We start from the raw sequence: 26,995 nt of genomic DNA on the forward strand, positions 1-26,995 counted from the left end.
AACAGCCAGGCCCTTTCATGACAACCGACATGCGTTCACTCTACAGCCAGCTTCCTGCTATCGATCGTTTACTGCGCGATAGCGCTTTCCAGGTCTTACGTGAGTCCCACGGTCATACCCGCGTGGTGGATCTGCTGCGTCATATGCTCGATGAAGCCAGAGAGGCGATTCGCGACACGCAGGCGCTTCCAGCATGGGGGGAAGACTGGGCGCAAGAGGCCAGCGCCCGGCTGGAACGAGAATCGCAAAGCGCGCTACGTCCGGTGATTAACCTGACCGGAACGGTGCTGCATACCAATCTTGGGCGTGCATCACAAGCTGAGGAGGCGATTGCTGCGGTGGTGCAGGCGATGCGTACGCCGGTGACGCTGGAATACAGCCTGGATGATGCCGGACGTGGACATCGGGATCGGGCGCTGGCGGATCTACTCTGCCACCTGACCGGCGCGGAAGATGCCTGTATTGTCAATAATAATGCCGCTGCGGTTCTGCTGATGCTGGCCGCCACGGCCAACGGCAAAGAGGTGGTCGTTTCGCGCGGCGAGCTGGTAGAAATTGGCGGCGCGTTTCGTATTCCCGACGTGATGTGCCAGGCCGGATGTATCCTGCGCGAGGTTGGCACCACCAACCGGACCCATGCGAAAGATTACCGTCAGGCGGTGAATGAAAACACCGGTCTGCTGATGAAAGTCCATACCAGTAATTACAGCATTGAAGGCTTTACCAGCTCGGTTGATGAAGCTGAGCTGGCCGCCATTGGTCAGGAACTGGATGTGCCGGTAGTGGCGGATCTGGGTAGCGGCTCGCTGGTCGATCTCAGTCAGTATGGTTTGCCGCAGGAACCGATGCCGCAGCAGCTCATTGCCGCAGGTGTGAGCCTGGTGAGTTTCTCTGGTGACAAACTGTTGGGCGGGCCGCAGGCCGGGATTATCGTCGGTAAAAAAGAGATGATCGCCCGCTTACAGAGCCATCCGCTGAAACGCGCGTTACGGGCTGATAAAATGACGCTGGCAGCGCTGGAAGCAACGCTGCGGCTCTATCTGCACCCGGAAGCGCTGGCGGAGAAGTTGCCGACGTTACGCCAGCTCACCCGCACGAAAGAGGCTGTCCACGCGCAGGCGCTACGATTACAAGCACAATTGACAGAACATTATGGTGCCGAGTTTGCGTTGACTGTCATGCCTTGCCTGTCGCAGATTGGCAGCGGCTCGCTACCAGTTGATAGGCTGCCGAGCGCGGCATTAACCTTTACCCCCCATGACGGGCGTGGAAGCCGCCTCGAAGCGCTGGCCGCCCGCTGGCGTTTGCTGCCCGTGCCGGTCATTGGGCGAATTTATGATGGCCGCTTGTGGCTGGATCTGCGCTGCCTTGAAGACGAGACCCGGTTTATGGAGATGATGCTGAAATGATTATTGCAACCGCCGGACACGTTGACCACGGAAAAACAACGTTATTACAGGCGATTACCGGCGTGAATGCCGACCGGCTGCCGGAAGAAAAAAAGCGCGGTATGACTATCGACCTCGGCTATGCCTACTGGCCGCAGCCGGACGGGCGGGTACTGGGATTTATCGATGTCCCTGGTCACGAAAAGTTTCTGTCCAACATGCTGGCGGGTGTCGGTGGTATCGACCACGCGCTGCTGGTGGTGGCGTGTGATGACGGCGTGATGGCGCAAACGCGTGAACACTTGCAAATCCTGCAACTGACGGGCAACCCACAGCTTACCGTGGCGCTCACAAAAGCCGATCGCGTCGATGAAGCACGCATTGACGAAGTACGTGCCGAGGTGCAAACCACGCTGGGTAACTATGGTTTTGCCGATGCGATACTGTTCGTAACTGCCGCCGGTGAAGGCCGTGGTATCGAAGCGCTGCGTGACCACTTGCTGCAGTTGACGCCGCGTGAACTGGCTCGCGATCACACCTTCCGCCTGGCGATTGACCGCGCTTTCACGGTAAAAGGCGCAGGTCTGGTCGTAACGGGAACGGCGCTCAGCGGAGAAGTGAACGTCGGGGATGTGTTGTGGCTTACGGGCGTCAACAAACCGATGCGCGTACGTAGCCTGCATGCGCAAAATCAGCCGACCGAATACGCTCACGCCGGACAGCGAATTGCGCTGAACATTGTCGGTGATGCGCAAAAAGAAGAGATTAACCGTGGTGACTGGCTGCTTGCAGATGCGCCGCCAGAGGCCTTCTCACGCGTCATTGTCTCTTTAGAACACTCGGCTCCGCTGATGCAGTGGCAGCCGCTGCATATCCACCACGCGGCCAGCCACGTGACCGGACGTATCTCACTGCTCGAAGGGACGCTGGCGGAACTGGTATTTGATACGCCGCTGTGGCTGGCTGATAACGACAGGCTGGTGCTGCGTGATATTTCTGCCCGTACGACGCTGGCAGGCGCACGTGTCGTGACGCTGAATCCACCGCGTCGTGGGAAGCGTAAGCCGGAGTATTTACAGTGGCTGTCGGCGCTGGAAAATGCGCAGAATGACGGCGAAGCGCTGGCATTGCATCTGACTCGCGGGGCGGTGAATATTCCCGATTTCGCATGGGCACGCCAGCTCAATGGCGACGGCATGCGTTCGTTGATTGAGCAACATGGATTTATTCGCGCCGGGTATAGTCTGTTGAATGCGCCCGTTGCTGCACGCTGGCAGCGTAAGATTCTGGATACGCTGGCGACCTACCATGAACAGCACCGTGATGAGCCGGGACCTGGACGTGAACGCCTGCGTCGTATGGCCCTGCCGATGGAAGATGAAGCGCTGGTCCTGCTGCTGATTGAAAAGATGCGCGATAGCGGCGCTATTGATAGCCATCATGGCTGGCTACATTTGCCGGATCATAAGGCCGGTTTTAGCGATGAGCAGCGGGCTATCTGGCAAAAAGTAGAACCTCTGTTTGGTGATGAGCCGTGGTGGGTGCGGGATCTGGCGAAAACCACGGCTACGGACGAGCAGGCGATGCGTCTGGCGCTACGGCAGGCGGCGCAGCAGGGCATTATTACGGCGATCGTCAAAGATCGTTATTACCGTAACGATCGGATTGTGGCCTTTGCCAATCTGATCCGCGAACTGGATCAGGAAAGAGGATCGACCTGCGCTGCCGATTTCCGCGACAGGCTTAACGTCGGGCGTAAATTGGCTATTCAGATTCTGGAATATTTTGACCGTATTGGTTTTACGCGTCGTCGGGGAAATGATCATTTATTACGCGATGCATTACTGTTTCCCGAAAAGTAATGAAACAATTAATTCAAAAATTAAATGAATTAATACAAAATAGATATTGATTGAAATAAGCACATTAGATTATGAACCTAATGTGCTTTTTAATTTTCAATGTTATTAAAATAACAACCACGATCATATTTTGTTGGGATTATCACTCGTATGCTTCCTGCCTCTTTTGAGTAATTAAGGATCGTACAATGGCTGCTTCAACATTTTTTATTCCTTCCGTGAATGTAATTGGCGCTGGTTCATTAAAAGATGCAATGAATACAATGGCGGAATATGGTTTTCGTCGTACGTTAATTGTCACGGATGCCATGCTGGCGAAATTAGGTATGGCGAGTGAAATTCAAAAAGCGCTGCAGGAACGTGATATTTTCAGCGTAATTTATGATGGTACGCATCCTAATCCGACAACCAGCAACGTTGCCGCAGGTCTGCAAATGCTGAAAGAAAATGCCTGTGATAGCGTAATTTCCCTCGGTGGCGGTTCCCCACACGATTGTGCGAAGGGGATTGCGCTGGTGGCGGCTAACGGCGGCGATATTAGTGATTACGAAGGTGTCGACCGTTCTGCAAAACCGCAGTTGCCGATGATTGCCATTAACACGACGGCGGGAACGGCATCTGAAATGACCCGTTTTTGCATCATTACCGACGAAGTACGCCACATCAAAATGGCGATTGTCGATAAGCACGTTACACCGCTGCTGTCCGTCAATGATTCTTCGCTGATGGTCGGTATGCCGAAGTCCCTGACAGCGGCAACCGGTATGGATGCGCTGACCCACGCTATCGAAGCCTACGTGTCGATTGCGGCAACGCCGATCACCGATGCATGTGCGCTTAAAGCCGTGACGATGATTGCCGAGAACCTGACGATCGCCGTGGAAGATGGCGCCAATGCTCAGGCGCGCGAAGCCATGGCTTACGCACAGTTCCTCGCAGGTATGGCATTCAACAACGCCTCTCTGGGTTACGTTCACGCGATGGCGCATCAGTTGGGTGGTTTCTACGACCTGCCGCACGGTGTCTGCAATGCGGTACTGCTGCCGCACGTTCAGGTCTTCAATAGCAAGGTGGCCGCAGCTCGTCTGCGCGATTGTGCTGCGGCAATGGGCGTCGACGTGGCTGGATTGAACGATGCGCAAGGAGCCGAAGCCTGTATCGCGGCAATCCGCGAACTGGCGCAGAAAGTGAATATTCCGGCAGGTTTGCGTGAGCTGAACGTTAAGGAAGAAGATTTTGCTGTTCTGGCGACCAACGCCCTGAAAGATGCCTGTGGTTTCACTAACCCGATTCAGGCAACACATGAAGAAATCATGGCGATTTATCGTGCTGCCATGTAATTCGTGATATCTGTCGTAAAGCAGTAAAAGGCTGGCGAATAATTCGCCAGTCCCGTCTACCTTTGTAATACCCCTACAGCAAGGAGACGGTCATGACCAACAACCCCCCTTCAACGCGTATTTATCCCGGCGAGTATGGTTACCCTCTGAAGTTAAAGGCCCGATACGATAACTTTATCGGCGGCGACTGGGTTGCACCAGTGGACGGTGAGTATTACCAGAACCTGACGCCAGTTACCGGGCAATTACTGTGCGAAGTGGCCTCTTCCGGCAAAAAGGATATCGATCTGGCACTGGATGCCGCGCACAAAGTAAAAGACAAGTGGGCGCAGACATCCGTGCAGGACAGGGCGGCGATTCTGTTCAAAATTGCCGATCGTATGGAGCAAAATCTGGAGCTGCTGGCGACGGCTGAAACCTGGGATAACGGTAAACCTATCCGTGAAACCAGTGCGGCAGATGTGCCGCTGGCAATTGACCATTTCCGCTATTTTGCCTCCTGTATTCGTGCGCAGGAAGGGGGAATCAGCGAGGTTGATAGCGAAACCGTGGCGTATCACTTCCATGAACCTCTTGGTGTGGTAGGGCAAATTATTCCGTGGAACTTCCCGCTGCTGATGGCCAGCTGGAAGATGGCACCCGCACTGGCGGCGGGTAACTGCGTGGTGCTGAAACCCGCGCGCCTGACGCCGCTGTCCGTGCTGTTGCTGATGGAAGTCATCGGCGATCTGCTCCCGCCTGGCGTGGTGAACGTGGTAAACGGCGCGGGTGGGGAAATTGGTGAGTATCTGGCGACGTCAAAACGTATTGCGAAAGTGGCGTTTACCGGCTCAACGGAAGTTGGGCAGCAGATCATGCAGTACGCCACGCAGAACATTATTCCTGTCACGCTGGAACTGGGCGGCAAGTCACCCAATATCTTCTTCGCGGACGTGATGGATGAAGAAGATGCGTTCTTTGACAAAGCGCTGGAAGGTTTTGCATTGTTTGCCTTCAACCAGGGCGAAGTGTGTACCTGTCCGAGTCGTGCGCTGGTTCAGGAATCCATTTATGAACGTTTTATGGAAAGGGCCATTCGCCGCGTGGAGAGTATTCGTAGCGGTAATCCGTTAGACAGCGTGACGCAGATGGGCGCGCAGGTGTCGCATGGTCAACTGGAAACTATTCTGAATTACATCGACATTGGTAAGAAAGAAGGTGCAGATGTTCTCACCGGCGGGCGGCGCAAGCACCTGGATGGCGAGTTAAAAGAGGGTTATTACCTCGAACCAACCATTCTGTTTGGTAAGAACAACATGCGGGTTTTCCAGGAAGAGATCTTCGGCCCGGTGCTGGCGGTCACGACCTTCAAAACCATGGAAGAGGCGCTGGAAATCGCCAATGACACGCAATATGGACTCGGCGCTGGCGTCTGGAGTCGCAACGGCAATCTGGCATACAAGATGGGACGCGGTATTCAGGCTGGCCGTGTCTGGACCAACTGTTACCACGCTTACCCGGCTCACGCCGCGTTCGGCGGCTATAAGCAGTCGGGCATCGGGCGCGAGACACACAAAATGATGCTCGAGCATTATCAGCAAACCAAGTGCCTGCTGGTGAGCTACTCGGATAAACCACTGGGACTGTTTTAATTTCTCGTCACTTATTGCCCGGTTTTTCGCCGGGCATATCTTTATTCTGCAGTTATATAAAAACCCATATGTCGTTATATAAACAAGATAATTGCACTCCATATACATATTCATCTACTATCCTCCAATCTATTTTTAAATCCAAATGGAATTCTTATTTGTTATTTCAATCTCTGAGGCAAATATGTTTCTTGATTATTTTGCATTAGGAGTGCTTATTTTTGTATTCCTGGTCATTTTTTATGGGGTTATTATTCTGCATGATATTCCCTATCTGATTGCAAAAAAACGTAATCATCCTCATGCCGACGCAATACATGTTGCGGGTTGGGTGAGTTTGTTTACCTTACATGTTATTTGGCCCTTTTTATGGATCTGGGCAACGCTTTATCGCCCGGAGCGCGGATGGGGCATGCAGAGCGCGGATTCTTCCCTGATCCAGCTGCAGGCAAGGGTTGCCGATCTGGAAAAAAAATTGGGTGAGGTGAAGACCTCTGCGGCGGAGTAATATCGATGGATTTACTGATTGTTCTGACCTATGTAGCGTGTGCATGGTCAATATTTAAGATTTTTAAAATTCCTGTCAATAAATGGACAGTACCTACCGCAGCATTGGGCGGTATATTTATTGTGTGCGGACTGATATTACTGATGAATTATAATCATCCGTATACCTTTAAGGCGCAAAAGGCGGTAATTTCTATTCCCGTAGTGCCGCAGGTAACGGGTGTCGTGACGGAAGTGACAGATAAGAAGAATACACTGATCAAAAAAGGCGAGGTGCTATTCAAACTTAATCCGGGGCGTTATCAGGCGCGGGTCGATCGTCTGAAAGCCGATATTGTCACCGCACAGCATAAAGAGCAGGCTCTTGCTGCGCAACTGGATGAAATGCAAGCCAACACGCAACGGGCAAAGGCTACCCGTGACAAGCTGGCGAAAGATTATCAGCGCTATGCGCAGGGAAGCCAGGCGAAGGTGAATCCTTTTTCTGAACGCGATATCGACGCGGCGCGGCAAAACTATCTGGCGCAGGAAGCATCGGTGAAGTCCTCCATTGCGGAACAACAGCAAATCCAGAGTCAGTTAGACAGCCTGGTGCTGGGGGAAAATTCACAAATTGCCAGCCTGAAAGCACAGTTAGCAGAAGCGGAGTTCAATCTGGACCAGACCGTGGTTCGCGCGCCCAGCGATGGCTATGTGACGCAGGTGCTGATGCGTCCGGGAACCTATGCCGCCGCACTGCCTATGCGCCCGGTGATGGTGTTTATCCCGGATCAAAAACGGCAAATTATCGCCCAGTTCCGTCAAAACTCGCTGCTGCGACTGGAGCCAGGCGATGAAGCGGAAGTGGTGTTTAACGCCCTGCCGGGTAAAGTATTTAGCGGTAAACTGGCTGCTATCAGTCCGGCCGTACCGGGTGGTACATACCAGTCGAACGGGGCGCTGCAATCCTTAAATTCTACGCCTGGTTCTGAAGGGGTGATCGCCACGATTGAGCTGAATGATAATGCGGAGGTTAGCGCGTTACCTGACGGGATTTACGCGCAGGTCGCCGTATATTCTGACCACTTCGAACATGTGTCAGTCATGCGCAAAGTCTTGTTGCGAATGACCAGTTGGGTGCATTACCTGTATCTCGATCATTAAACTCAGGCTGTTTTGCTTGCTCAGTCTACTGCTCCAGCGACTGAGTAAGCTGCCGGCGAATCTCAGCCAACATCTCATCAAGAATATACTGCACCCGCCAGGGCTGATACTCACGCTTGCGGAAAATCGCTACCAGATCCAGCCACCATTCATGTTGTTCAGAAAAACACGGGACCAGCAACCCGACCTGAACATCCTTTTGCACGCTCGTATTCGGCGCAAAAACAATGCCCAGATGGTTTCGAGCCAGCGCCAGTGCAGACTGTGTGTTGTCGCAGACGTAATTTCCCGTCACGCGGTAGTCGTGCATCTCTTTGCCACCGGTGGAGGTAAATCGCCAAATATTGGCATCGTCGATCATCATGGAATCAATCAGAATACAAGAGTGCTGTTCAAGATCTTCAGGGCCGCTTATAGGATGAGTGCTAATATATTCCGGGCTGGCAAAGGCCGTTACTGCATATTTAGTAATAAAACTGGCGACCAATGATTCGTCTTTGGGATGCGCATAGGTGATTAAAACATCACAATCATCAGGAAAGTCGACGCCTTCATAAAATGCTTTCCGTTCAAGATTACATGTTTTCAGTGAGAGGCTAATGTCGCCGATATTCTGAATTTTTGCGATAACATGTTGCGACAGGTAAGCAATAATCCCGGTTGGCGCATATACCGTTACCCGGCCGCGTTTTTCGTGCTTATAATCAGCAATGAAATTATTCAACTGATCGTTTCGGTCTAGCATGTCATTGATGTAAGGGAGCAGCGCAGTACCAAACGGCGTGAGGGTCAACTGTCGGGTGGTGCGGTCAAACACCTTTAATCCAACCTTTGATTCAAAATCAGCAAGATACTTACTGACGTTGGCTTGTGCAATGCCGAGGATGGTCGCTGCGTGGCTGATGTTTTCACTGGCAGCGATTACCGAAATAATCTTCAGTTCCCGGTGTTTAAGTTGTAATTTATTCATCGCCAAGCCCGATATATATAATTTTTTATATATTACTATATAAATATGGATGTTGCACCGATGAAATTGTAAGCATTATTATGCACGCGCTTTGTAGCTTATTTTAAAATGGAATGTTGGCATGTTAATTAAACGCAATATTGTGGCACTATTTGCCTTTTCTTTTATGGCGAGTGCGACAGCCGCAGAATTTTCTATTGGCGGTGGCGCTGTATATAATGAATCTCCTTATCGTGGATATAATGATAATGTTCACGCAGTACCGCTTGTCAGTTATGAAAGTGAATCATTTTATTTTAGGCAAACAACGTTAGGTTATATTCTTTCAAAAAACGAAAGCAATGAATTTAGCATTACTGCCTCATATATGCCGCTTGAGTTTGATCCAGGTGATAACGACGACCAGGCGATGAAAAAGCTGGATAAGCGTGACGCTACCGCGATGGCGGGTGCAGCATGGTATCACCATGAAAAATGGGGCAGCGTGAAAGTCTCCGCGGCGGCAGATGTGCTGGACAACAGCAACGGTTGGGTAGGAGAAGCGTCTCTGTTCCGCCAAATGCCGATGGGCAAGCTGACGCTGACCCCGGCTGTTGGCGTGCTCTACTATGACGAAAACTTTAACCAATATTATTACGGCATCTCTGGCAATGAATCCCGCCGTAGCGGGTTATCAAGTTATTCCCCTGGCGATAGCTGGACACCGTATGTTGGCTTGTCCGCTAAATATGCATTGACCAGCAACCTGACGCTGTTGGCCAGCGCTAACTATAGCGTGTTGCCGGATGATATTAAAAATAGCCCGATGGTCGATCGCGATGACAGCTTCACTTTCCTGTCAGGGGTGAGCTGGCGCTTCTGATTCTCACCCGTTTGTCCTCATGGAGGAGGGCAATTTTTTCAGTATTGCAGGCCGGATAAGACGTGAAGCGTCGCCATCCGGCACGTTTTCACTTACCGCTCATTTACCCAGATACGCATTTCGCCTTCACCACGGTTCGCCCAGCTAAACCACGGAATAAACGTCAGGGTATGCGCCTGACGCGAAGCCGGTGAAACATCATAGTGCCACAAGGATTGCTGCGTCGCGTCGGCGCGACTTTGCTTCACACCTTCAGCCTGAATTAACATCTTATGGCTGAACAGCCCCTTACCCTCGAATACTCTGAACTCACTCTCTTTTGGTAGCCACAAGTTATGCAACTCCTCGCCGTTGTCGGCCTGCTCCAGGCAATACACCAGCGGCCCACGTTGAATAGCGACCTTCCCTGCCACATGGCGCACCAGTGGATTTCCGTACACCCGGCGCACCGGCATCGGCAGGGTCAGACTGAGCGTATCGCCTTCCTGCCAGGTCCGGCTGATGTGCAAGTAGCCTTTGCGAATATCCTGCTCAACCGGCTGACCATTCAGCAAAACCTGCGGCGCGGAGCACCAGTCTGGCAGGCGCAGAGCCAGGGTGTGATAAACCGACTGCGGTGATTCGATGGCGATTTTTACCTGCTCATGCCATGGGTAATCTCCGCTAATACGCAGTTTAAGCGAGCCGTTTACAACAGGGACCTCCATGCTATTGCCCACGTACATATTGATATACAGCGCGTCCTGACGCGGTGTATAGATGTAGTGGCCAATTGAGGTTAACACGCGAGCGATATTCGGCGGGCAACAGGCGCAGCCAAACCAGCGCTGACGAACGGGTTTCACGTGGTCATAAATATGATTGAATTTTAATGATTTAGGATGTACTTCCAGCGGGTTCACATAGAAGAAGTGCTTGCCATCGAGCGCCATCCCGCCCAATACGGTATTATACAGGGCGCGCTCCATCACGTCGGCATACTGGCTGTCGGCTTCCATTTCCAGCATTCTGCGGGCGAACATCATCAGGCCGATTGAGGCGCAGCTTTCCGCATACACGGAGTCGTTGGGCAGATCGTAATCGCTGCTAAACGCCTCGCCGCTGCTTTGTGAACCGATCCCGCCGGTAATGTACAACTGGCGCTGGGCCATGTTTTTCCACAGACGCAGGCAATCCTGACGCTTGCCTTCGTCCTGGCTTAAGCGTGCCAGATGAGCGACGCCGGTCATCAGATAGACAAAGCGCACCGCATGCCCGATCGCCGTTTGCTGTTCTGAAATGGGCTGATGAGCCTGGCTATAGGGTTTATCCTTCACCATCCATGCCGGACCGTAAGTATGCCAGTAAGAGGTTTGGCCGCGCTTTTCGTACTCTTCGTCATAGAAATGGGGCTGTGCGCCGCGCTGTTCCACAAAGTAATTTACCAGCGCCATATAGCGAGGTTGCTGGGTCACTTCGTATAAGCGCATTAACGCCAGCTCGATTTCCGGGTGTCCGGGGTAGCCGCGCAGTTGATTCTCCCCGAGTCCAAACACGCTGTCGATGTGATCCGCCAGGCGACACACCACCTCTAACAAACGGCGTTTTCCCGTCGCCTGGAAGAACGCGACGCCCGCTTCAATTAAATGACCGGCGCAGTACAGCTCATGACACTCGGCGAGGTTGGTCCAGCGTTCATCCGGTGCTTTCACTGTGAAGTAAGTATTGAGATAGCCATCTTCACACTGCGCAGCCGCCACCAGTTCAATGACGTCATCGGCTGTTTTTTCAAGTTCCGCATCGGGTTTCTGGCACAGGGACCAGGCAACGGCCTCCAGCCATTTCGCCACGTCGCTATCCTGAAAAACCATCCCGTAAAACTCGCCATCCTGCAGACCTGCGGCGATACGGAAATTCTCTATCGCATGGCTGGGTTCCGCCTCTGCAATGCGGTCATTGAGCGCATCCCATTGATAGGGGATCACCACGTCACGCACCAACTGCTGATATTGTCCGAGGAACGGATCGCTGACGGTGAGCTTATGCAGGTCGACTTCCAGTACGTTCATTTCGTGCTCCTTAAGGCTGTACATGACGCTGACGCAGATCGGTGGAAATACGCGACATCATCGGGTTATTGAGTTTGCAGATGCGGACAGATAGCGCCAGCAGCAGGTGGAACAGCGCGGGCAGCAGCGTTTCCATCGCAGTAATCCCTTGCAGCGAACTGGCGGTTTGATTACCGGCGCCCGGCTGATAGGCGACAAAAATAAACAGCAGGCTGATGATCCCCGCACTTGAGGCCCAGGCCAGCTTGATGAAAAACAGGTTAAAGGCGAAATTCATGCCGGAGGAACGCACGCCGGTTTTCCACTCGCCGTAATCGTCGGCGAAGGCCATCAGCGAGAAGTGCAACGGCAGCGTGAAGCCTAAAATAATGCCATTACCGAGGATCACCGCCAGCCACAGCGTCTGATAAACTGGGCCGGTTGGCAGGAACCACATCATTACCGCCAGTGCGGCCAGTACCAGGTTGGTGTAGTAATAGAGTTTGACGGTATCGATGCGACGGGTCAGGGGGCTGACGATCACTGAACCGATGATGGACGCGAAGGTCACCATGGTGAAAAACAGCGACGTATAAGCGGTGCTACCTTCCAGCACGTAGGTAATAAAATACATGTACCCGCCGCCACGAATATTGAAGACGTTAATCAGCAGGAAAGACATCACCAGCATCAGCAGCAACTGGTCATTTTTGCGCAGCCCGCCAATGTGCTCACGCAGGGTAAATTTTCCCATCATTGCCAGTGGCACACGCTCGCGTACCCAGAAGAAGCAGCACAGGAACATCACCACCGCGATGGTGCACAGGATGCCCACGCCAAACTGATAACCCTGCGCGGCATTACCCTGACCGAGAACATCCACCATCCACGGCAGACCAACGGAGACCAGGAATCCCGCCACGCCGCACAACACAAAGCGCCAGGACTGACAGGCGATCACCTCGTTATGGCGGGTCGTCATGGTGTTGATCAGCGCACAATACGGTACGTTGATGGCGGTATAGCCGACGGAGAGCAGCAGATAGGTACCGAACGCCCAGGCGATTTTTATGCCCATGCTGGCGTCCGGGACGGTAAAAGTGAGTACGCCAATGATGCCAATGGGAACCGCGACCCACAGTTGCCACGGGCGAAAGCGCCCCCAACGGCTTTGTGTGCGGTCGGCCAGCACGCCCATAATGGGGTCGGAAATGGCGTCAAATACACGCAAAGCAATAAATAATGTGCCGACCAGCGCAGGCGTTAACCCGAAGACATCGGTGTAGAAAAATGTCAGGAAGTTCATGATCAGGCAGGTAATGACCGTCCCACCCGCATCACCTAATCCATAACCAATCTTTTCACGCAGAGATAATTTATCGTCTTGCGCACGATGCGCTAAATCGCTTGTCGTAATCGGAGCCGAAGTCATAAATAACTCCCGGAGAGGATGTTCAGAAAGTGTCCCGCTACATTGCGGGTTTTTTAGTGGTAATTTGCAAAGTACGTTATTTATTCTGCACGAAATGTTTAGCGCAACAAGGGAAGGGAAAAGTATAAAAAGATGACAATTCCGACTTTATAATGAAAATGTGATTTCGATCCGGTGAAAAGTAATTTTATGATTAATAATCAATGATAAAGGTATTTTGAATAATACGAAAAGTGGGAATTTGAATATATATGCTCGAATTGTCCATGTCTCTTCCGATTAAAGTGCAAAATGGTGGGTTATTTATTTCCCGAGGCGTGGGTAGCCATCCGGCGCGGCAATTGCACTCCTGGGAGATTATCTTTGTTGAAAAAGGGACATTAACGATTCGCGAAGACCATACGGTTTTTTGCGTGAATGCTGGGGAAAGTTTGCTGCTGTGGCCGCAGCGCTTGCATATTGGCGTTGGGCAATTTCCGGCTGATTTGAAATTTTACTGGCTGCATTTTGAGGTGACGGCAGAAAGCGACGCATCAATAACGGAACCGTTACTTGCTATCCCTCAACATACCCGGGTGAGCGAGCCACAATATATTATTTCGCTGTTTCGCCAGTTCTTACGCGAGCAGGAAAATATACATCGCAGTATCGCGCTGGAACTGATCCTGCTGCTGATTTTGCAGCAAATCTCTGCGGCTGCCAGCGAGCAACCCGCCGACAGCCCCGGGAATGCGCTGGCATGGAAGGCCCAACAAATTATACATACTCAGTTTCACCTGCCGATTTCCGCCTCAACGTTGGCGAAAGAGCTGCATTGCAATGCGGATTATCTGGGGCGCGTTTTCCGTGGCGCTTTCCGGCTGACGCTAACCGAAGCGCTGCACCGTCAGCGGGTAAGGGCGGCAGAAAAACTGTTAATCAGCGATTCGCTGTCGCTAACCGAGGTGGCAATGAAATGTGGTTTTAATGACGTGGGTTATTTTCGCAAAATATTCCACAAGCACACCAGCCTGACGCCCGCGGCGTGGAAACGGCGCTATTGCAAAGAACATATCAATAGCGCCTGACCCGTTATTGCCCGTAATAGGCATTCGCTCCGTGTTTACGCAGATAATGTTTATCCAGCAACTCAGACTGCATATCCGGCAACTGCGGGGCTAACTGGCGAGAGAACAACCCCATGTAGGCGCACTCTTCGAGCACCACGGCGTTATGCACCGCGTCTGCCGCGTCTTTACCCCAGGCGAATGGTCCGTGGGAGTGCACCAATACCGCCGGAACCTGCAGCGGATTGAGATCGCGCTGCTCGAAGGTCTGAACGATCACCTCTCCGGTTTGATATTCATATTCGCCGTTGATCTCTTCAGCGGTCATCAGACGCGTACACGGAATAGAACCATAGAAATAATCGGCATGCGTGGTGCCCCATGCCGGGAGATCCAAACCCGCCTGCGACCAGATCGTCGCGTGGCGAGAATGGGTATGGACGATCCCGCCGATCTGGGGATAACGACGATACAGCGCCAGATGGGTTGGCGTGTCGGACGACGGTTTTTTACTGCCTTCCACCACGTTGCCGCTGGCAATATCCACCACCACCATATCGTCGGCGGTCATCACCTCATATTCCACGCCGGATGGCTTAATCACCATCAGTTTACGCGTTTCATCGACCGCGCTGACGTTGCCCCAGGTAAAGGTCACTAAACCATGTGCCGGGAGCGCCAGATTGGCCGCCAGCACCTCGGCTTTCAGTTGTTCTAACATGGAAATCCTCCTTCCTGCATGCGTGCTTCTATCCAGCGCCGTGCCTGGATAATTTCCAGTACCGGCTCTTTCGCTTTTTCAGTCCACATTTCAATCAGAAACGACCCGCGATAGTTCAGCTGATGCAGCGTTTTGAAGATGCCAACAAAGTCCACGCACCCTTCGCCAAACGGCACATCGCGAAACTGGCCCGGATGGGTTTCGGTTACCGGCAGCGTATCTTTCAGGTGGATAGCAGCGATGCGGTCAATGCCCAGCGTCAATTCGGCAGTGACATCATTCCCCCAGGCGCTTAGGTTGCCCACGTCCGGATAGACGGTGAACCACGGCGAGGACAACATCTGGTCCCACTTTTTCCACTTGCTGATCGAGTTCATAAACGCGGTATCCATGATTTCTACCGCCAGCATCACCTGCGCAGCGGCAGCCTGCTCCACTGCCCATGCCAGTCCTTCGGCAAAGCGCTGCTGCGTGCCTGCGTCATGTTCTTCGTAATAGACGTCGTAACCTGCCAGTTGAATGGTACGAATGCCTAAATCGCGCGCCAGGCGAATGGCTTTGCTCATTATTTCTCGCGCCCGCTCACGCACGGCCTCATCGCGGCTGCCAAAGGGAAAACGACGGTGGGCTGACAGGCACATTGACGGGATCGCCACGCTGGTTTCCAGCATTGCGCTAACCAGCGAGGCGCGCTGAGCCGGGCTCCAGTCGAGACGCGACAGACGCTCATCGGTTTCATCCACCGACATTTCGACGAAATCAAAACCGCAGCTTTTCGTCAGCACCAGACGCTCCGGCCAGGAGAGGTCTTTCGCCAGCGCTTTTTCATAGATACCTAATGGATGATTACGCATGCTGTGTTCCCCAGATGGCATCGATATGCGCATGGAATTCGCCAGCAACCTGCGCTGGGTTTTGCGCTCCCGCCAGCGCGCGCCCGGCAATAAAAGCTTTGACGTTAATATCGCGGAACAACGGCAGATCGGCGGGGGTGATCCCACCGGTAATCGACAGTTCCAGACCAATATCAGAAAGCGCCTTCATGCGCGCCAGGTCTGCTTCTCCCCACTGTTGTCCGCTGGCCTGCGCATCGCGGCCACGATGGTAAATCGCCTGGCGAACGCCAACGCGATACCAGTCGCGGGCATCATCCAGCGTCCAGTTACCAAACAGCTCCATCTGAATTTCGCCGCCGCAGGACTGCGCGACGCCATGGCCTTTCTCTACCGTCGCCAGCGGGGCGGCGCAGATGATGGTCATCCAGTTAGCGCCAGCGCCGAACGCTTGTTGAGCGAGGGTTTCGCCCGCATCGGCCACTTTCCAGTCGGCGACGATGATTTTATTCGGGCACTGGGCGCGCAGGGCTTTCACGGCGCTCAGCCCTTCGGTTAAGCAGAGAATCGTCCCCGCCTCAACGATATCAACGCTCTCTTGTAGCAGCGCGACGTCGCGTTGTGCGGCTTCAAGGTTGGTGTGGTCGAGCGCCAGTTGCAGTAATGGTCGACTCATCATTCGTGCTCCTTAATGCGGGCGTGGTAGCCCTGTAGTGCGGTAATTAAATCCAGGTATTGGCGGTATTTACGCTGGTAGCTCGCCTGCGCGGCGGTGTCCGGCAAAAGTGTGCGCACCGGGTGCTCCAGGCTGCGCTGGGCGTCGCTGAAGTTGGAATAAACGCCGGTGCCGACGCGGGCGGCGAGCGCAGCGCCAAAGCAACCGGTCTCTTCAATCTGCGGCAATTCGATACGTAAACCGCTGACGTCTGCCAGCATCTGCATCCAGATGTCGGAGTGCGCCGGGCCGCCGGTGACGCGCAGGGTATGCGCCTGCGTAAAACGTTCGCGCATGCGGTTGAGGTGGGTCATGTGGCTAAAAACCACGCCTTCGTAGATGGCCTGTAATAAGTGGGCGCGAGTGTGTATCGCCTGCATGCCATAAAAGCCGCTGGTCATCTCCAGCCCGGCGTTGCTGCCGTACAAAAAGGGCAGGAAGAAAAGATCGCTGCCGGCTTTCGGTAAGCTGGCAACAGCCTGATTGATCTCAGCAAAAGAGAGTTCGCCCCACTGGGCGGTAAACCATTCCAGATTGCCGGAAGAGGTCGGGCTGGCTTCGTGAACGATGTACTGCCCGTCGTTGACATAGCGCCCATAGACATAGGGATGGGCCTCGTGGTCGCGCAGGCCGTGCGCGATCCCGCTGGTGACCGCCCAGGTCCCCATTACCGCGTTGAGGGTGTGTTCATCTTCGATACCGGCGCAGAGTGCGGTGGAAACCACATCAAACAGTCCGCCGACGACGGGCGTGCCCGCCGCCAGACCGGTTATGGCGGCTGTCTGAGCGGTGATTTCCCCGCACATTTCTGCTGAGCCGACAATCGGCGGCAGCGCATTGTCGATCTCACTGATGCCCAGCCACTGGGTCAGGCGCGAGTCGTACTGACCCGTAGTCATGTTGTAGAGGTTCGACTCGGAGATATTGCTCTCTTCACAGCCTTTAACACCGGTTAAGCACCAGCGCAGATAGTCATGGCCCATCATCACGCAGCCAATTTGCGCGTAACGTTGGGGTTGATTCTCTTTCACCCAGCGCAGCAACGATGCTGGGTGCCCGGTCCACAACGTCTGGCGGGTAACCGGGTAGAGCTGCTCGGGAATTCCATCCTGCTGCCAGCGCTGGACGATGTCCATCGCCCGGCGGTCGGAAGAGAGGATGGCATTGCCCAGCGGTTTATCCTGCTTATCGAGGAGGAACAGGCCTTTGCCCTGAGCGGAAATACCGACGCCTTTGATTTGATCGCCGCAGACGCCGGTGCGCGCTAACAGCCCGGCGATCGTGGTGACACACTGTTGCCACAGCTGGTGCATATCGCGTTCGGCGTAACCAGGCAATGGCGATGCGGTCTGCAACGATTGCCGGTTAATGCCCTGCTCATGACCTTTGGCGTCATACAATCCGGCTTTCAGATACGTGCCGCCACAATCAATACCCAGCCAGAAGGTCTCTTTTTTACTCATCTTTGATGTCTCAGCTTTGCCGGATGGCGCTGCGCTTATCCGGCCTACGACGGTTACAGCTTGTAAGCCCGGTAAGCTCAGCGCCACCGGGCATCGTTTTATGCGGTACGTTTATGTGGATTCAGTGTCTTTAGCGGAGCGGCACCGGCGTCGCATTTGGCTGGCAGCAGCAGCGCCATCAGCGCGGCCAGAGCCAGTGAGATAGCCAGGCAGTAAACCCCCGCATCTTTGCTGTACAGGGTGATGAGTACGCCGACCGCATAAGGACCGCAGAAGCCGCCGAGGTTGCCCAGCGCGTTGATGACCCCACGTGCGCCCCCGGCCATTTCCGCACTGAACAAACGTGCCGGAATGGTCCAGAACACGCCCGCTGCCGATTGCAGGAAGAAGCCGCAGCCGACCAGCGCGGCATAAGCCAGCCAGACGTTATTTTTCAGCGCCACGGAGAGGAACATGCACAGAGCAAAGCCAATCAATGGCAGGCAGACGAACAGCTTGCGTTTGCCGGTGCGGTCAGAGAGAGACGAGAACAGGAACATCCCGGCAATGGCCCCGACGTACGGCAGAATGGCGAGCATACCGACCTGTCCCATGCTGCTGTGCGTCAACTCTTTGAGGATGGTCGGCAGCCACAGGGTGTAACCGTAAATCCCGGTCTGATAGAAGAAGTTCAGCGCGATGAGCTGCCACATGGTTTTATCGGAAAGCACCGCGCCCAGAGAGGCATTTTTGACTTCCGTTCCGGCAATGGCTTTTTGCTCGGCGGCCAGCGTTTCGACCAGGTAATTTTTCTCGGCCTCAGAGATCCAGCGTGCCTCCTGCGGACGGTCGTAAACGGTATAGGCCCACAGCACCAGTACAACGACGGAAAGCAAACCTTCAATGATGAACAGCCAGCGCCAGTCGAGAACGGTGATAATCCAACCCGAGAGCGGAGCGGTGATGATCCCGGCAATCGGCACAAACATAATCACAATCGCATTGGCGCGACCGCGTTCGGCATCGGGGAACCAGTTACTGATCATCGTCAGCACCACCGGCAGCATGCCGCCTTCGGCAACGCCGAGTAAAAAGCGCAGAACCAGCAGTTGGTACTGATTAGTGATTAACCCCGTGAGGACGGAAATAACCGCCCAGGCAACCAGCGACCAGCCAATAAATTTCTTGCCGCTGCCGTGAACGGCAATTTTTCCGCCGGGAACTTGTAAAAACAGATAACCGATAAAGAAAATACCGCCAGCCAGTCCTGCCATGGTGGCGGAAATACCTAATTCGGCATCCATTCCGCCCGGCATCGCGAAGGCGATATTGACGCGGTCCATATAAGAAATAATACAGGCGATGAGAATAGGTGGAATAATCCGCAGCCAGCGCTGACGGGGTATATCTTTGAGTGTAGGGCGAGAGGTCATGTTCATATTAATATTCTCGTAGAGTAGTATTTTATTTTTATATTTTTGCTTTATTTAACGTCGCGATACCGTCGCGCAATATTGCTACGCGATGGTTCACATCTGCATTGGCGTTTATTTCCAGCAATTTAATACCGGCAAATTGCAATGGTTCGGCTTCTGCGCAGGCGAATAATTCGCGGGCATGGTCGGTGGTCATCAGGCTTTGTGGGCAGAATGGGGCAAACGGGGCGTGTAAGTCCTGCCACTCACCGTAGTCTCCTGTGATAGTGGTACCGGAGAACATCAGCGCACCCAGTTTTCCAGCCCGTTTGACCTGCTGCGTGTGGGTCAACGCCAGGGCGGGGTTCTGTCCTTCAATGGCCGATCGCGCCCAGTTAATGCACACGCTGATGTCATACCCGGCAATGACCTCCAGCACATTGTCTAACGGCAGAAAGCCTTTGCGCGGCGCAATGCCGGTCATGGCATCGCAATGTTCCAGCACCAGATCGCAGGACCAGTCCCAGGAGGTAATCTCTTTCAGCGAACGGGCAAACGCATCGGTGGCCTGCGCAACATTTGGATTGCTGGCATTGGGTGCGGCATGCAGCTCCAGCGCAATCACTTTTCCGGCGTGGGTCGCATTGATATGGTTGATTTTTTGCTGCAGATGACGGTAATACGCAACGCAGGCTTGACGTTGTTCTTCGTCGCTGGAAGCCAGCCCAAAAGCGCTGTTTGCGCCGCGACGGCGCATGGTTTCCATAATGGCGGTGACCACGATTTGCCAGTCGCCCGGCGTATGGCGCAATAACCATTCGTCGCCTAACGGGTGAAGATGTTCAAGGCAAGGTTGCTCCAGTCCGCGAATATCCGGGGTATCGGCAAGCTGTCGCCAGAATTCCTTCTCTTCCTCTTCACTCTTTTGGTGAAATGAGGGTGCACAGGGGTACGCACCGATAATATAACCGGCATTATTAACGCTCATGTTGTGCTCCTTTTTATAAAACTGAAATAGCGACCTTCACGACTATTTTGCGGATCGGCGTGGCGACAGTTTTATGACATGCAGGGCGGTGAACATCCTGCGGGAAAAATATGGCGTAGCTTCCCGGAATCATTTCAATGAACGATTCATGTTCGCTGGCGTGATAAAAAATAATATCGCGCTGTTCTAATAACGATTCGCTGATTGGGTTATTCCCGGTATCAATCGCGATACCGATTTTTTCTTCGCCCCAGGCCAGAAACTGAATATCCAGGTAGCGGCGATGCACTTCCGGGCGATTTTCGGCAACATCACGCGTGGTTAAATCGATAACCTGCGCGAAGATATTTTTACCGTCGATTTCCACCACACCCGGTTCCAGATTGCTAAAGTCTGTGCTGCGCAGAAAGTCGAGCGCTCTTTCAATCGCCGCGGGTAAACGACACGGGTTAGGCTGAGCGATATGTCCAAAGATCATACTCTGACTCCTTACAACGCCTGAATTTTGGCCCAGACGCTGTCATCAACGGTGATACCGTTGCGGCGGTTTTCTTCCAGCAGCTTGGTAAACTCGTGGCCCGGCAGGCGGACAGGCGTGTTTTCATCGGCGCGTTCAGCGGTGGTGATGAAATCCATAATGCGCTGCAGTTTGGCGTCGCGGGTGGCGCCGTCGATCAGCTTATCTACTTCAATGGCGATGAAAATCTGTGAAACGCCATATTCATCGCTGTTGTCCTGGGTGACTTCGGCCACGGAAGAACCGTCTGAAAGCAGGGTGGCAATCATATCCAGCACAATCGACAGACCTGAACCTTTCCAGTAACCCATTGGCAAAATACGGCGATTTTTCTCGATAACGCCAGGTTCTCTGGTGAGGTTACCTTCATCGTCGAACCCGCCGTCCACCGGCAGTTCACGGCCCGCCAGACGGTTAACTTCCAGCATGCCGTAGGAGAACATCGACATCGACATATCGACCATGGTGATTGGCGATGAGGGGATCGCGACGATCAACGGGTTAGTGCCAATGCGGCACTCTTTCGAACCCCACGGCGGCATGACGGCAATCGAGTTAGTCCAGCAGATACCGATGTAACCTTTCTCCGCCGCCTGCCAGCCATAGCTGCCGCCGCGCATCCAGTGGTTGGCGTTACGCAGTGCGACCAGGCCAATACCGTGATCGGAGGCCAGTTCGATGGCACGGTCCATCATCTTTTTCGCCGTCAGATTTCCGATCGAACGCTGGGCATCCCACTGCTCAATTGCACCCAGGCTGGTAATGCGCTGCGGTTTGGCCTCAGGAATGATGTCGCCGTTATCCAGTTGCTGAATGAAACGGGGAAAACGGTTAACACCGTGCGAATACACTCCGGATTCGGTGGTACGGGCAAACATTTCGGCACAGGCATCGGCGGTTTCAACGGCGATACCGCGTGCCAGCAGTACCCGATTGAACGCATCTTTCAACTGCTCAAAAGTGACTTTCATTCCTGTTTCCTTGTTTAAATTTGATCGCTTTTTTATCTCTAAATTTCACTATGCGAAATCTGATTTCAAATATAGCGATCAAATTTTGACAGATCAACGGGGCACCCTGTTTTTTAAAATCATGAAAATCAAATGGTTGTGTTTTTTCGGTTCAGATCGTGAACTGAAACACACTTTGCGCTACCATCAGAGCGCGACGAAAAGGGGAGCGGAAACGATGGGCACAAAAGAGAGTGAGATGACGCAAGACAAAGAGCGGCCAGCCGGAAGTCAGAGCCTGTTCCGTGGTTTGATGTTGATTGAGATTTTGAGCAACTATCCGAATGGTTGCCCGTTGGCGCATTTGTCTGAACTGGCAGGGCTGAACAAAAGTACCGTGCATCGACTGCTGCAAGGGCTGCAATCCTGCGGATATGTCACCCCCGCGCCCGCGGCAGGGAGTTATCGCCTGACCACCAAATTTATTGCCGTGGGTCAGAAGGCGTTGTCGTCACTGAACATCATCCATGTTGCTGCGCCGCACCTTGAAGCGCTGAATATCGCCACCGGTGAAACCATCAACTTCTCCAGTCGTGAAGACGACCATGCGATTTTGATTTATAAGCTGGAACCGACGACGGGCATGCTGCGTACCCGCGCTTATATCGGCCAACATATGCCGCTGTATTGCTCCGCGATGGGTAAAATTTACATGGCGTTTGGGCATGCGGATTATGTGGAAGCCTACTGGGAGAGCCATCAGGATCTTATTCAGCCGCTGACCCGCAATACGATTACTGGTTTACCGGCCATGTACGATGAGTTGGCGCAGATTCGCGAAAGCAGTATGGCGATGGATCGGGAAGAGAACGAGCTGGGTGTTTCCTGCATCGCCGTGCCGGTGTTTGATATTCATGGTCGGGTGCCGTACGCGGTGTCAATTTCACTCTCTACCTCGCGACTTAAGCAGATAGGGGAAAAAAATCTACTCAAGCCACTACGGGAAACCGCGCAGGCGATTTCAAATGAGCTGGGTTTTACCGTTCGAGATTAGGCGCATGCCTGACGTCGTTCAGTCACCTGACAAAATTTAACCGTTTCCCCTGTCCGATCAAAGCGACAGGGGCAACCTCTCTGGCACTCTGTGGTTTTCACGCAGAGGGAGGGGACAATGAACGCGTTTATTATGGCGGATGCGGAAAAATGTATTGGGTGTCGTACCTGCGAAGTGGCCTGTGTCGTCGCGCATCAGCAAAACCAGGACTGCGCGTCTGTTTCTTCTGCTGCGTTTACTCCGCGGATCCGCGTGATCAAAGATGACGCCTTTACGACGGCGGTCGCTTGTCATCAATGCGAAGATGCTCCCTGCGCGAATGTTTGCCCAACGCACGCCATTCGTCGTGAACATGAGCATATCTTCGTTGAACAGTCGCGTTGCATTGGCTGTAAAAGCTGTATGCTGGCCTGCCCGTTTGGGGCGATGAATGTCGTCGCCCGCTCGTCTCGGGTGCAGGCGATAAAATGCGATCTGTGCTGGCACCGTGAGGCGGGACCCGCGTGTGTCGAAGCCTGCCCGACCAGCGCGTTGCAGTGTATAGATGCCGTCAGTATTCAGCGACAGCGTCTGCGTTCACAACCGCTGTGAAGTGAGCCCGACCCGCACTATGGTCGGGTTTGCGTTAGCCTTCCAGCCAGGCGCGTTCGATCTCTTCAGCCAGAATCTTCACGCCAGCCTCGATTTTTTCCGGTTCCGGTACGTAATTCATCCGCATGCACTGATGCGTATGCGGCCAGGGTTTATCCAGCCCTGGGAAGAAGTAATCACCGGGAACCATCAGCACACCACGTGCTTTCAGGCGCTGATACAGCAGTTCAGTCGTGATGGGCAAATCTTTGAACCACAGCCACAGGAAAATCGCGCCCTCTGGTTTATGGATCAGGCAGCGCTCTTCTGACAAGTAGCGGCGAATAATCGCAATCGTCTCCTGAACGCGCTGATAGTAAAACGGTTTGATCACCGTCTCAGACAGACGCAGCAGGTCGTTGCGCTTAATCATTTCGCACATGATTGCCGGACCCATTCCGCCAGGTGCAAGGCTGATAATGCCGTTCATATTGGTGATGGCGGTGATGATTTTTTCATTCGCAATAATGATGCCGCAGCGGGAGCCCGGCAGCCCCAGCTTGGAAAGGCTCATGCACAGCACAATGTTGGGGTTCCACAGCGGACGCGCTTCGCTAAAGATGATGCCGGGGAACGGTACGCCATAGGCATTATCAATCACCAACGGGATCCCATGCTGGTTGGCCAGCCGATCCAGCTTCATCAGCTCTTCATCGGTGATCACGTTGCCTGTTGGGTTGGTCGGACGTGATACGCAGATCATGCCCGTCTCTTCACCGATGTGCAGGTGTTCAAAATCAACGTGATACTTAAACTGACCTTCCGGTAACAGTTCGATGTTTGGGCGTGCTGAGACAAAGAGATCTTCTTCCAGGCCGGAATCGGCATAGCCAATATATTCCGGGGCCAACGGGAACAACACTTTTCGGGTGGTTCCATCGGCGCGACGTCCGGCGAAGAGGTTGAATAAGTAGAAAAACGCGCTCTGACTGCCATTTGTCAGTGCAATATTTTGTGGTTCGATATCCCAGCCCAGCTTCTCACGTAGTAATTTCGCCAGCTCAGACAGTAGCTCGGTTTTACCTTGTGGACCGTCATAATTACAAAGCGCATCAGTGGCTTTGCCGTTTTCCAGCATTTCTGCCAGCAGAGACTGAAAGTAATTTTGCATCTCTGGTATTTGCGCCGGATTACCGCCACCGAGCATGATAGCGCCTGGGGTGCGTAAGCCGTCGTTGAGGTCCTCCATCAGGCGTGTGATGCCTGAATGGCGGGTAAATTTGTTGCCAAAAAGTGAGAATGTCATAGCAGGTGATCTGTCGAACTCAGTATTAAAGTGGCTAACCATAGCGCTACCTATGGCGGGGTGCAAATCAGGCCCATGGAGCAGAATTGATGTTTTGTGCTGCAGATTTTTTTCTGGATAGTTTTTTATATTGAATCTGGCTTCCCGTGCCGTTGAGCATGAGAAGCCTGTTGGGATCAGGGTTGACCGGCCCACACCACCATGGCTTTATCGTCGCCATGTTCGCGGATAAATCCGTATCCCTGCTTCAATGTCAGCGTGGTCTGTTTACCGGCACCAATGGCGGGATGTCTGGCCCTGAACTGGCTGATGCGCTGCCAGTGCGCGACGCTGGCGGCAGATTTCCCGCTAACGTCCTGCCAGTTCATCTGCGAGCGTGTACCCTGTAACGGATCTGAGCCGGTTGGGCCGAAAGGTCGTGCCGACTCGTCGCCATAAAAGAGTTGTACCGCGCCCGGCGCCAGCAGCAATAGCTCGGCGGCTTTATCTCCACCTTCGCGGAACAAACGCGTATCGTGCGAGGAGAGATAGCTCAGGACGTTGAAGTCCTGCAGTTTATCCGCCATCTGCTGCCAGGTGAGATCCATATTTGCCAGACAATCGACGGCCTTTGCCGCCTGCTCCTGATAGTCGAAATTGATCATCGCGTCGAAGCCGTGATGGTAATAATCGCTTTGCATGACGCCGTGACCCCAGGCTTCGCCGGTCATCCAGAAGGGTTTATCATCCAGCGCTTTATCCGGGTTGGCTTTCTTCCATTCGACTAACGCCGCGCTGGCCTGTGTTTTTAGCTGCTGCCAGGCGGGAAGCTCGACGTGTTTGGCGGTATCGACCCGAAAACCGTCAATCCCGTAATCACGTACCCACTGACTGAGCCAGTGCGTCAGATAATCCCGGGGCGTGTAACCAGCAATGGCTTTGGCGTGCGTATCCGGCTTGTGCTGATAAAAGTTTGGCAGTCCGGAAGGTGTGGTGGATTCGGTTTTCAGATCGGGCAGGAACGCCAGCGACATGGTCAGGTCATCAAAGCCAGGATTGTCGTAATCGCCAATATCGGTGCGGATCCAGTTTTTCCCCCACCATTTTTCCCAGCCGGCTTTATCACTGAAATTGATGTAATCATTAAAACTGTGCCAGCTCTGCCCGGCAGCGGGTTTCCAGTCCGTCCAGCGTTCACCGAGCGTTTTTTTCAGCTCATCGCCCGATAAGTACAGCGCCCCAAACTGATACTCCTGCATATCCGCCAACGTGGCGTAGCCGGTATGGTTCATCACCACATCAAACAGGACACGGATACCGCGCTGGTGTGCGCCATCTACCAGCGCACGCAGATCCACTTCGTTACCCATGTTGGCATCAATCGTTGTCCAGTCCTGGGTGTAGTAGCCGTGGTAAGCGTAGTGGGGAAAATCGCCTTTGGTGCCACCGCCGACCCAACCGTGAATTTGCTCAAACGGTGCGCTGATCCACAAGGCGTTGACGCCCAACTGTTGCAGGTAGTCGAGTTTACTGGTGAGTCCGCGCAAATCGCCACCGTGGAAAGTGCCAATTTCCTGCATGCCGTCGTTGCGACGTCCGTAGCTGTGGTCGTTGCTCGGATCACCATTCACAAAGCGGTCCGTCAGGACGAAATATACCGTGGCGTTATGCCAGTCGAAGGCTGCGGGGGCATCGGTTTCTGCCCGTTCCAGCAGCAATAGCCCGTTACTGGTTGCGGCGGGCTGTAAGGTAATCGACCCGTTTTTCACCGTTGCCGTTTGCTGACTGTAGAAATCGCGCACCACGGCGCCTTCCGGGAAAGTCTGGCTCACGTCCAGTGTTAACGGCGAACCATCCCATTTTGGACACTGGCGAATCTGGACGGTGGCGGGCTCTGCGGCGTTTTTGACTGAGAGCATCAGGGTCGGCGTGCCGGAGCGGGTGTCGACTTCCAGCGTGTAATCGCCGTCTTTGAATAAACGCCACTGCGGCGGCACGCCTTCACACGGTTTTAGCGACAGCATCTGGTTGAGTTTTATCGCATCAGCAGGCTGCCAGCACTGTTGGTCAAAATTCAGGATTAAAGGGCGAGTACCCTTCGTCAACGCTGCATGGCTGACGAATTTACCCGTACCTTCCGCTTCGAAGGTGGGAAGTTCTGGAGAAGTCCATGATGAGGCGATGGCAATGCCGGGTATCAGCGCCAGCGCAACGGCGGCAAGTTTCATAATGCTGTCCTTGATGCTGCGATTTACGCCAGTTTGCCAGTGAAATCAGAGCGGAAACTCATCCTTAGC

Annotated in this window: 23 protein-coding genes; 10 read left to right on the top strand and 13 right to left on the bottom strand. The window is 53.5% G+C overall.

The features are described 5' to 3' along the window. The first annotated feature begins 17 nt into the window (after positions 1 to 17). The 6 genes from selA (at position 18) to EHN13_RS19410 (ending at position 7,871) form a co-directional block, all read left to right on the top strand. Positions 18 to 1,409: an L-seryl-tRNA(Sec) selenium transferase gene (gene selA, locus EHN13_RS19385; RefSeq protein WP_124021921.1), complete on the top strand. Its 1,392-nt coding sequence runs from the start codon at positions 18 to 20 to the stop codon at positions 1,407 to 1,409. Continuing rightward, a complete protein-coding gene (gene selB / locus EHN13_RS19390) occupies positions 1,406 to 3,250 on the top strand; it encodes a selenocysteine-specific translation elongation factor (protein WP_124021922.1) in 1,845 nt (614 codons plus the stop codon). Before selA ends, selB begins: the two co-directional genes overlap by 4 nt. Before the next feature lie 188 nt (positions 3,251 to 3,438). Continuing rightward, positions 3,439 to 4,590 (top strand): L-threonine dehydrogenase, encoded by a 1,152-nt coding sequence (yiaY, locus tag EHN13_RS19395; protein ID WP_048213690.1) that lies wholly within the window; start codon positions 3,439 to 3,441, stop codon positions 4,588 to 4,590. 92 nt (positions 4,591 to 4,682) lie between these two features. Next, a complete protein-coding gene (gene aldB / locus EHN13_RS19400) occupies positions 4,683 to 6,221 on the top strand; it encodes an aldehyde dehydrogenase AldB (protein WP_048213689.1) in 1,539 nt (512 codons plus the stop codon). Between the two features lie 184 nt (positions 6,222 to 6,405). Then, positions 6,406 to 6,729, top strand: coding sequence for a DUF3302 domain-containing protein (locus EHN13_RS19405; protein WP_101742495.1), 324 nt, complete (start codon positions 6,406 to 6,408; stop codon positions 6,727 to 6,729). A 5-nt stretch (positions 6,730 to 6,734) separates the two neighbouring features. Next, on the top strand, positions 6,735 to 7,871 hold the full coding sequence (locus tag EHN13_RS19410; protein ID WP_061066812.1) for an HlyD family secretion protein: 1,137 nt from the start codon (positions 6,735 to 6,737) through the stop codon (positions 7,869 to 7,871). Positions 7,872 to 7,896: 25 nt separating this feature from the next. Here EHN13_RS19410 and EHN13_RS19415 read toward each other — a convergent pair whose 3' ends face one another. Next, entirely contained in the window at positions 7,897 to 8,841 is a 945-nt protein-coding gene (locus EHN13_RS19415; protein WP_048213686.1) for a LysR family transcriptional regulator, read from the bottom strand. A 121-nt stretch (positions 8,842 to 8,962) separates the two neighbouring features. Here EHN13_RS19415 and EHN13_RS19420 point away from each other — a divergent pair, with 121 nt between their 5' ends. Next, positions 8,963 to 9,703 (top strand): MipA/OmpV family protein, encoded by a 741-nt coding sequence (locus EHN13_RS19420; protein WP_061066811.1) that lies wholly within the window; start codon positions 8,963 to 8,965, stop codon positions 9,701 to 9,703. 92 nt (positions 9,704 to 9,795) lie between these two features. Here the strand turns inward: EHN13_RS19420 and EHN13_RS19425 are convergent, their stop codons facing one another. Both EHN13_RS19425 and EHN13_RS19430 read right to left on the bottom strand, forming a co-directional pair. After that, positions 9,796 to 11,751: a glycoside hydrolase family 127 protein gene (locus EHN13_RS19425; RefSeq protein ID WP_124021923.1), complete on the bottom strand. Its 1,956-nt coding sequence runs from the start codon at positions 11,749 to 11,751 to the stop codon at positions 9,796 to 9,798. Positions 11,752 to 11,761: 10 nt separating this feature from the next. Beyond that, positions 11,762 to 13,162: an MFS transporter gene (locus EHN13_RS19430; protein ID WP_124021924.1), complete on the bottom strand. Its 1,401-nt coding sequence runs from the start codon at positions 13,160 to 13,162 to the stop codon at positions 11,762 to 11,764. Between the two features lie 251 nt (positions 13,163 to 13,413). Between EHN13_RS19430 and EHN13_RS19435 the strand changes: the two genes are divergently transcribed. Next, on the top strand, positions 13,414 to 14,229 hold the full coding sequence (locus EHN13_RS19435) for a helix-turn-helix domain-containing protein (protein ID WP_124021925.1): 816 nt from the start codon (positions 13,414 to 13,416) through the stop codon (positions 14,227 to 14,229). Positions 14,230 to 14,233: 4 nt separating this feature from the next. On the opposite strand, the gene araD is transcribed toward EHN13_RS19435, so the two are convergent. From araD to yiaK, 8 genes are all read right to left on the bottom strand, one after another. Further along, on the bottom strand, positions 14,234 to 14,929 hold the full coding sequence (gene araD, locus EHN13_RS19440; RefSeq protein WP_061066807.1) for an L-ribulose-5-phosphate 4-epimerase: 696 nt from the start codon (positions 14,927 to 14,929) through the stop codon (positions 14,234 to 14,236). Then, the gene (locus tag EHN13_RS19445; RefSeq protein ID WP_124021926.1) at positions 14,923 to 15,783 is read right to left on the bottom strand and encodes an L-ribulose-5-phosphate 3-epimerase; all 861 of its coding nucleotides are present in this window, start codon (positions 15,781 to 15,783) and stop codon (positions 14,923 to 14,925) included. The genes araD and EHN13_RS19445 overlap by 7 nt, the downstream gene beginning before the upstream one ends. Continuing rightward, positions 15,776 to 16,438: a 3-keto-L-gulonate-6-phosphate decarboxylase UlaD gene (gene ulaD / locus EHN13_RS19450; RefSeq protein WP_124021944.1), complete on the bottom strand. Its 663-nt coding sequence runs from the start codon at positions 16,436 to 16,438 to the stop codon at positions 15,776 to 15,778. The genes EHN13_RS19445 and ulaD overlap by 8 nt, the downstream gene beginning before the upstream one ends. Then, a complete protein-coding gene (locus EHN13_RS19455) occupies positions 16,438 to 17,940 on the bottom strand; it encodes an FGGY-family carbohydrate kinase (protein WP_124021927.1) in 1,503 nt (500 codons plus the stop codon). Before EHN13_RS19455 ends, ulaD begins: the two co-directional genes overlap by 1 nt. Positions 17,941 to 18,038: 98 nt before the next feature. Beyond that, positions 18,039 to 19,358 (bottom strand): MFS transporter, encoded by a 1,320-nt coding sequence (locus EHN13_RS19460; protein WP_005120509.1) that lies wholly within the window; start codon positions 19,356 to 19,358, stop codon positions 18,039 to 18,041. A gap of 31 nt (positions 19,359 to 19,389) precedes the next feature. After that, a complete protein-coding gene (locus EHN13_RS19465; protein ID WP_124021928.1) occupies positions 19,390 to 20,322 on the bottom strand; it encodes a DUF4862 family protein in 933 nt (310 codons plus the stop codon). A gap of 13 nt (positions 20,323 to 20,335) precedes the next feature. Then, positions 20,336 to 20,800, bottom strand: coding sequence for a YhcH/YjgK/YiaL family protein (locus EHN13_RS19470; RefSeq protein ID WP_124021929.1), 465 nt, complete (start codon positions 20,798 to 20,800; stop codon positions 20,336 to 20,338). Positions 20,801 to 20,811: 11 nt separating this feature from the next. Beyond that, on the bottom strand, positions 20,812 to 21,810 hold the full coding sequence (gene yiaK / locus EHN13_RS19475) for a 3-dehydro-L-gulonate 2-dehydrogenase (RefSeq protein ID WP_124021930.1): 999 nt from the start codon (positions 21,808 to 21,810) through the stop codon (positions 20,812 to 20,814). 217 nt (positions 21,811 to 22,027) lie between these two features. On the opposite strand from yiaK, the gene yiaJ reads away from it, so the two are divergent. Continuing rightward, on the top strand, positions 22,028 to 22,843 hold the full coding sequence (yiaJ, locus tag EHN13_RS19480; protein ID WP_003024237.1) for an IclR family transcriptional regulator YiaJ: 816 nt from the start codon (positions 22,028 to 22,030) through the stop codon (positions 22,841 to 22,843). 117 nt (positions 22,844 to 22,960) lie between these two features. Beyond that, entirely contained in the window at positions 22,961 to 23,434 is a 474-nt protein-coding gene (locus EHN13_RS19485) for a 4Fe-4S dicluster domain-containing protein (RefSeq protein WP_124021931.1), read from the top strand. Positions 23,435 to 23,468: 34 nt separating this feature from the next. Here the strand turns inward: EHN13_RS19485 and avtA are convergent, their stop codons facing one another. Further along, entirely contained in the window at positions 23,469 to 24,719 is a 1,251-nt protein-coding gene (gene avtA / locus EHN13_RS19490) for a valine--pyruvate transaminase (protein ID WP_124021932.1), read from the bottom strand. A 176-nt stretch (positions 24,720 to 24,895) separates the two neighbouring features. Continuing rightward, positions 24,896 to 26,926 carry an alpha-amylase gene (gene malS / locus EHN13_RS19495; RefSeq protein WP_124021933.1) on the bottom strand — a complete coding sequence of 677 codons (2,031 nt, stop codon included), beginning with the start codon at positions 26,924 to 26,926 and terminating at the stop codon, positions 24,896 to 24,898. Positions 26,927 to 26,995 lie beyond the last annotated feature (69 nt).

Origin of the sequence: Citrobacter youngae (assembly GCF_003818115.1) — a bacterium.
Taxonomy (GTDB): Bacteria; Pseudomonadota; Gammaproteobacteria; order Enterobacterales; family Enterobacteriaceae; genus Citrobacter; species Citrobacter youngae.

Excerpts from the sequence above, each read along its gene's own strand:
- EHN13_RS19455 (WP_124021927.1), bottom strand. The coding sequence starts at position 17,940 with ATGAGTAAAAAAGAGACCTTCTGGCTGGGTATTGATTGTGGCGGCACG.
- EHN13_RS19425 (WP_124021923.1), bottom strand. The coding sequence starts at position 11,751 with ATGAACGTACTGGAAGTCGACCTGCATAAGCTCACCGTCAGCGATCCG.
- EHN13_RS19460 (WP_005120509.1), bottom strand. The coding sequence starts at position 19,358 with ATGAACATGACCTCTCGCCCTACACTCAAAGATATACCCCGTCAGCGC.
- EHN13_RS19405 (WP_101742495.1), top strand. The coding sequence starts at position 6,406 with ATGTTTCTTGATTATTTTGCATTAGGAGTGCTTATTTTTGTATTCCTG.
- EHN13_RS19445 (WP_124021926.1), bottom strand. The coding sequence starts at position 15,783 with ATGCGTAATCATCCATTAGGTATCTATGAAAAAGCGCTGGCGAAAGAC.
- selB (WP_124021922.1), top strand. The coding sequence starts at position 1,406 with ATGATTATTGCAACCGCCGGACACGTTGACCACGGAAAAACAACGTTA.
- yiaK (WP_124021930.1), bottom strand. The coding sequence starts at position 21,810 with ATGAAAGTCACTTTTGAGCAGTTGAAAGATGCGTTCAATCGGGTACTG.
- EHN13_RS19470 (WP_124021929.1), bottom strand. The coding sequence starts at position 20,800 with ATGATCTTTGGACATATCGCTCAGCCTAACCCGTGTCGTTTACCCGCG.
- EHN13_RS19435 (WP_124021925.1), top strand. The coding sequence starts at position 13,414 with ATGCTCGAATTGTCCATGTCTCTTCCGATTAAAGTGCAAAATGGTGGG.
- EHN13_RS19415 (WP_048213686.1), bottom strand. The coding sequence starts at position 8,841 with ATGAATAAATTACAACTTAAACACCGGGAACTGAAGATTATTTCGGTA.
- EHN13_RS19420 (WP_061066811.1), top strand. The coding sequence starts at position 8,963 with ATGTTAATTAAACGCAATATTGTGGCACTATTTGCCTTTTCTTTTATG.
- EHN13_RS19410 (WP_061066812.1), top strand. The coding sequence starts at position 6,735 with ATGGATTTACTGATTGTTCTGACCTATGTAGCGTGTGCATGGTCAATA.
- ulaD (WP_124021944.1), bottom strand. The coding sequence starts at position 16,438 with ATGAGTCGACCATTACTGCAACTGGCGCTCGACCACACCAACCTTGAA.
- EHN13_RS19430 (WP_124021924.1), bottom strand. The coding sequence starts at position 13,162 with ATGACTTCGGCTCCGATTACGACAAGCGATTTAGCGCATCGTGCGCAA.
- aldB (WP_048213689.1), top strand. The coding sequence starts at position 4,683 with ATGACCAACAACCCCCCTTCAACGCGTATTTATCCCGGCGAGTATGGT.
- malS (WP_124021933.1), bottom strand. The coding sequence starts at position 26,926 with ATGAAACTTGCCGCCGTTGCGCTGGCGCTGATACCCGGCATTGCCATC.
- araD (WP_061066807.1), bottom strand. The coding sequence starts at position 14,929 with ATGTTAGAACAACTGAAAGCCGAGGTGCTGGCGGCCAATCTGGCGCTC.
- yiaJ (WP_003024237.1), top strand. The coding sequence starts at position 22,028 with ATGGGCACAAAAGAGAGTGAGATGACGCAAGACAAAGAGCGGCCAGCC.
- EHN13_RS19485 (WP_124021931.1), top strand. The coding sequence starts at position 22,961 with ATGAACGCGTTTATTATGGCGGATGCGGAAAAATGTATTGGGTGTCGT.
- avtA (WP_124021932.1), bottom strand. The coding sequence starts at position 24,719 with ATGACATTCTCACTTTTTGGCAACAAATTTACCCGCCATTCAGGCATC.
- selA (WP_124021921.1), top strand. The coding sequence starts at position 18 with ATGACAACCGACATGCGTTCACTCTACAGCCAGCTTCCTGCTATCGAT.
- yiaY (WP_048213690.1), top strand. The coding sequence starts at position 3,439 with ATGGCTGCTTCAACATTTTTTATTCCTTCCGTGAATGTAATTGGCGCT.
- EHN13_RS19465 (WP_124021928.1), bottom strand. The coding sequence starts at position 20,322 with ATGAGCGTTAATAATGCCGGTTATATTATCGGTGCGTACCCCTGTGCA.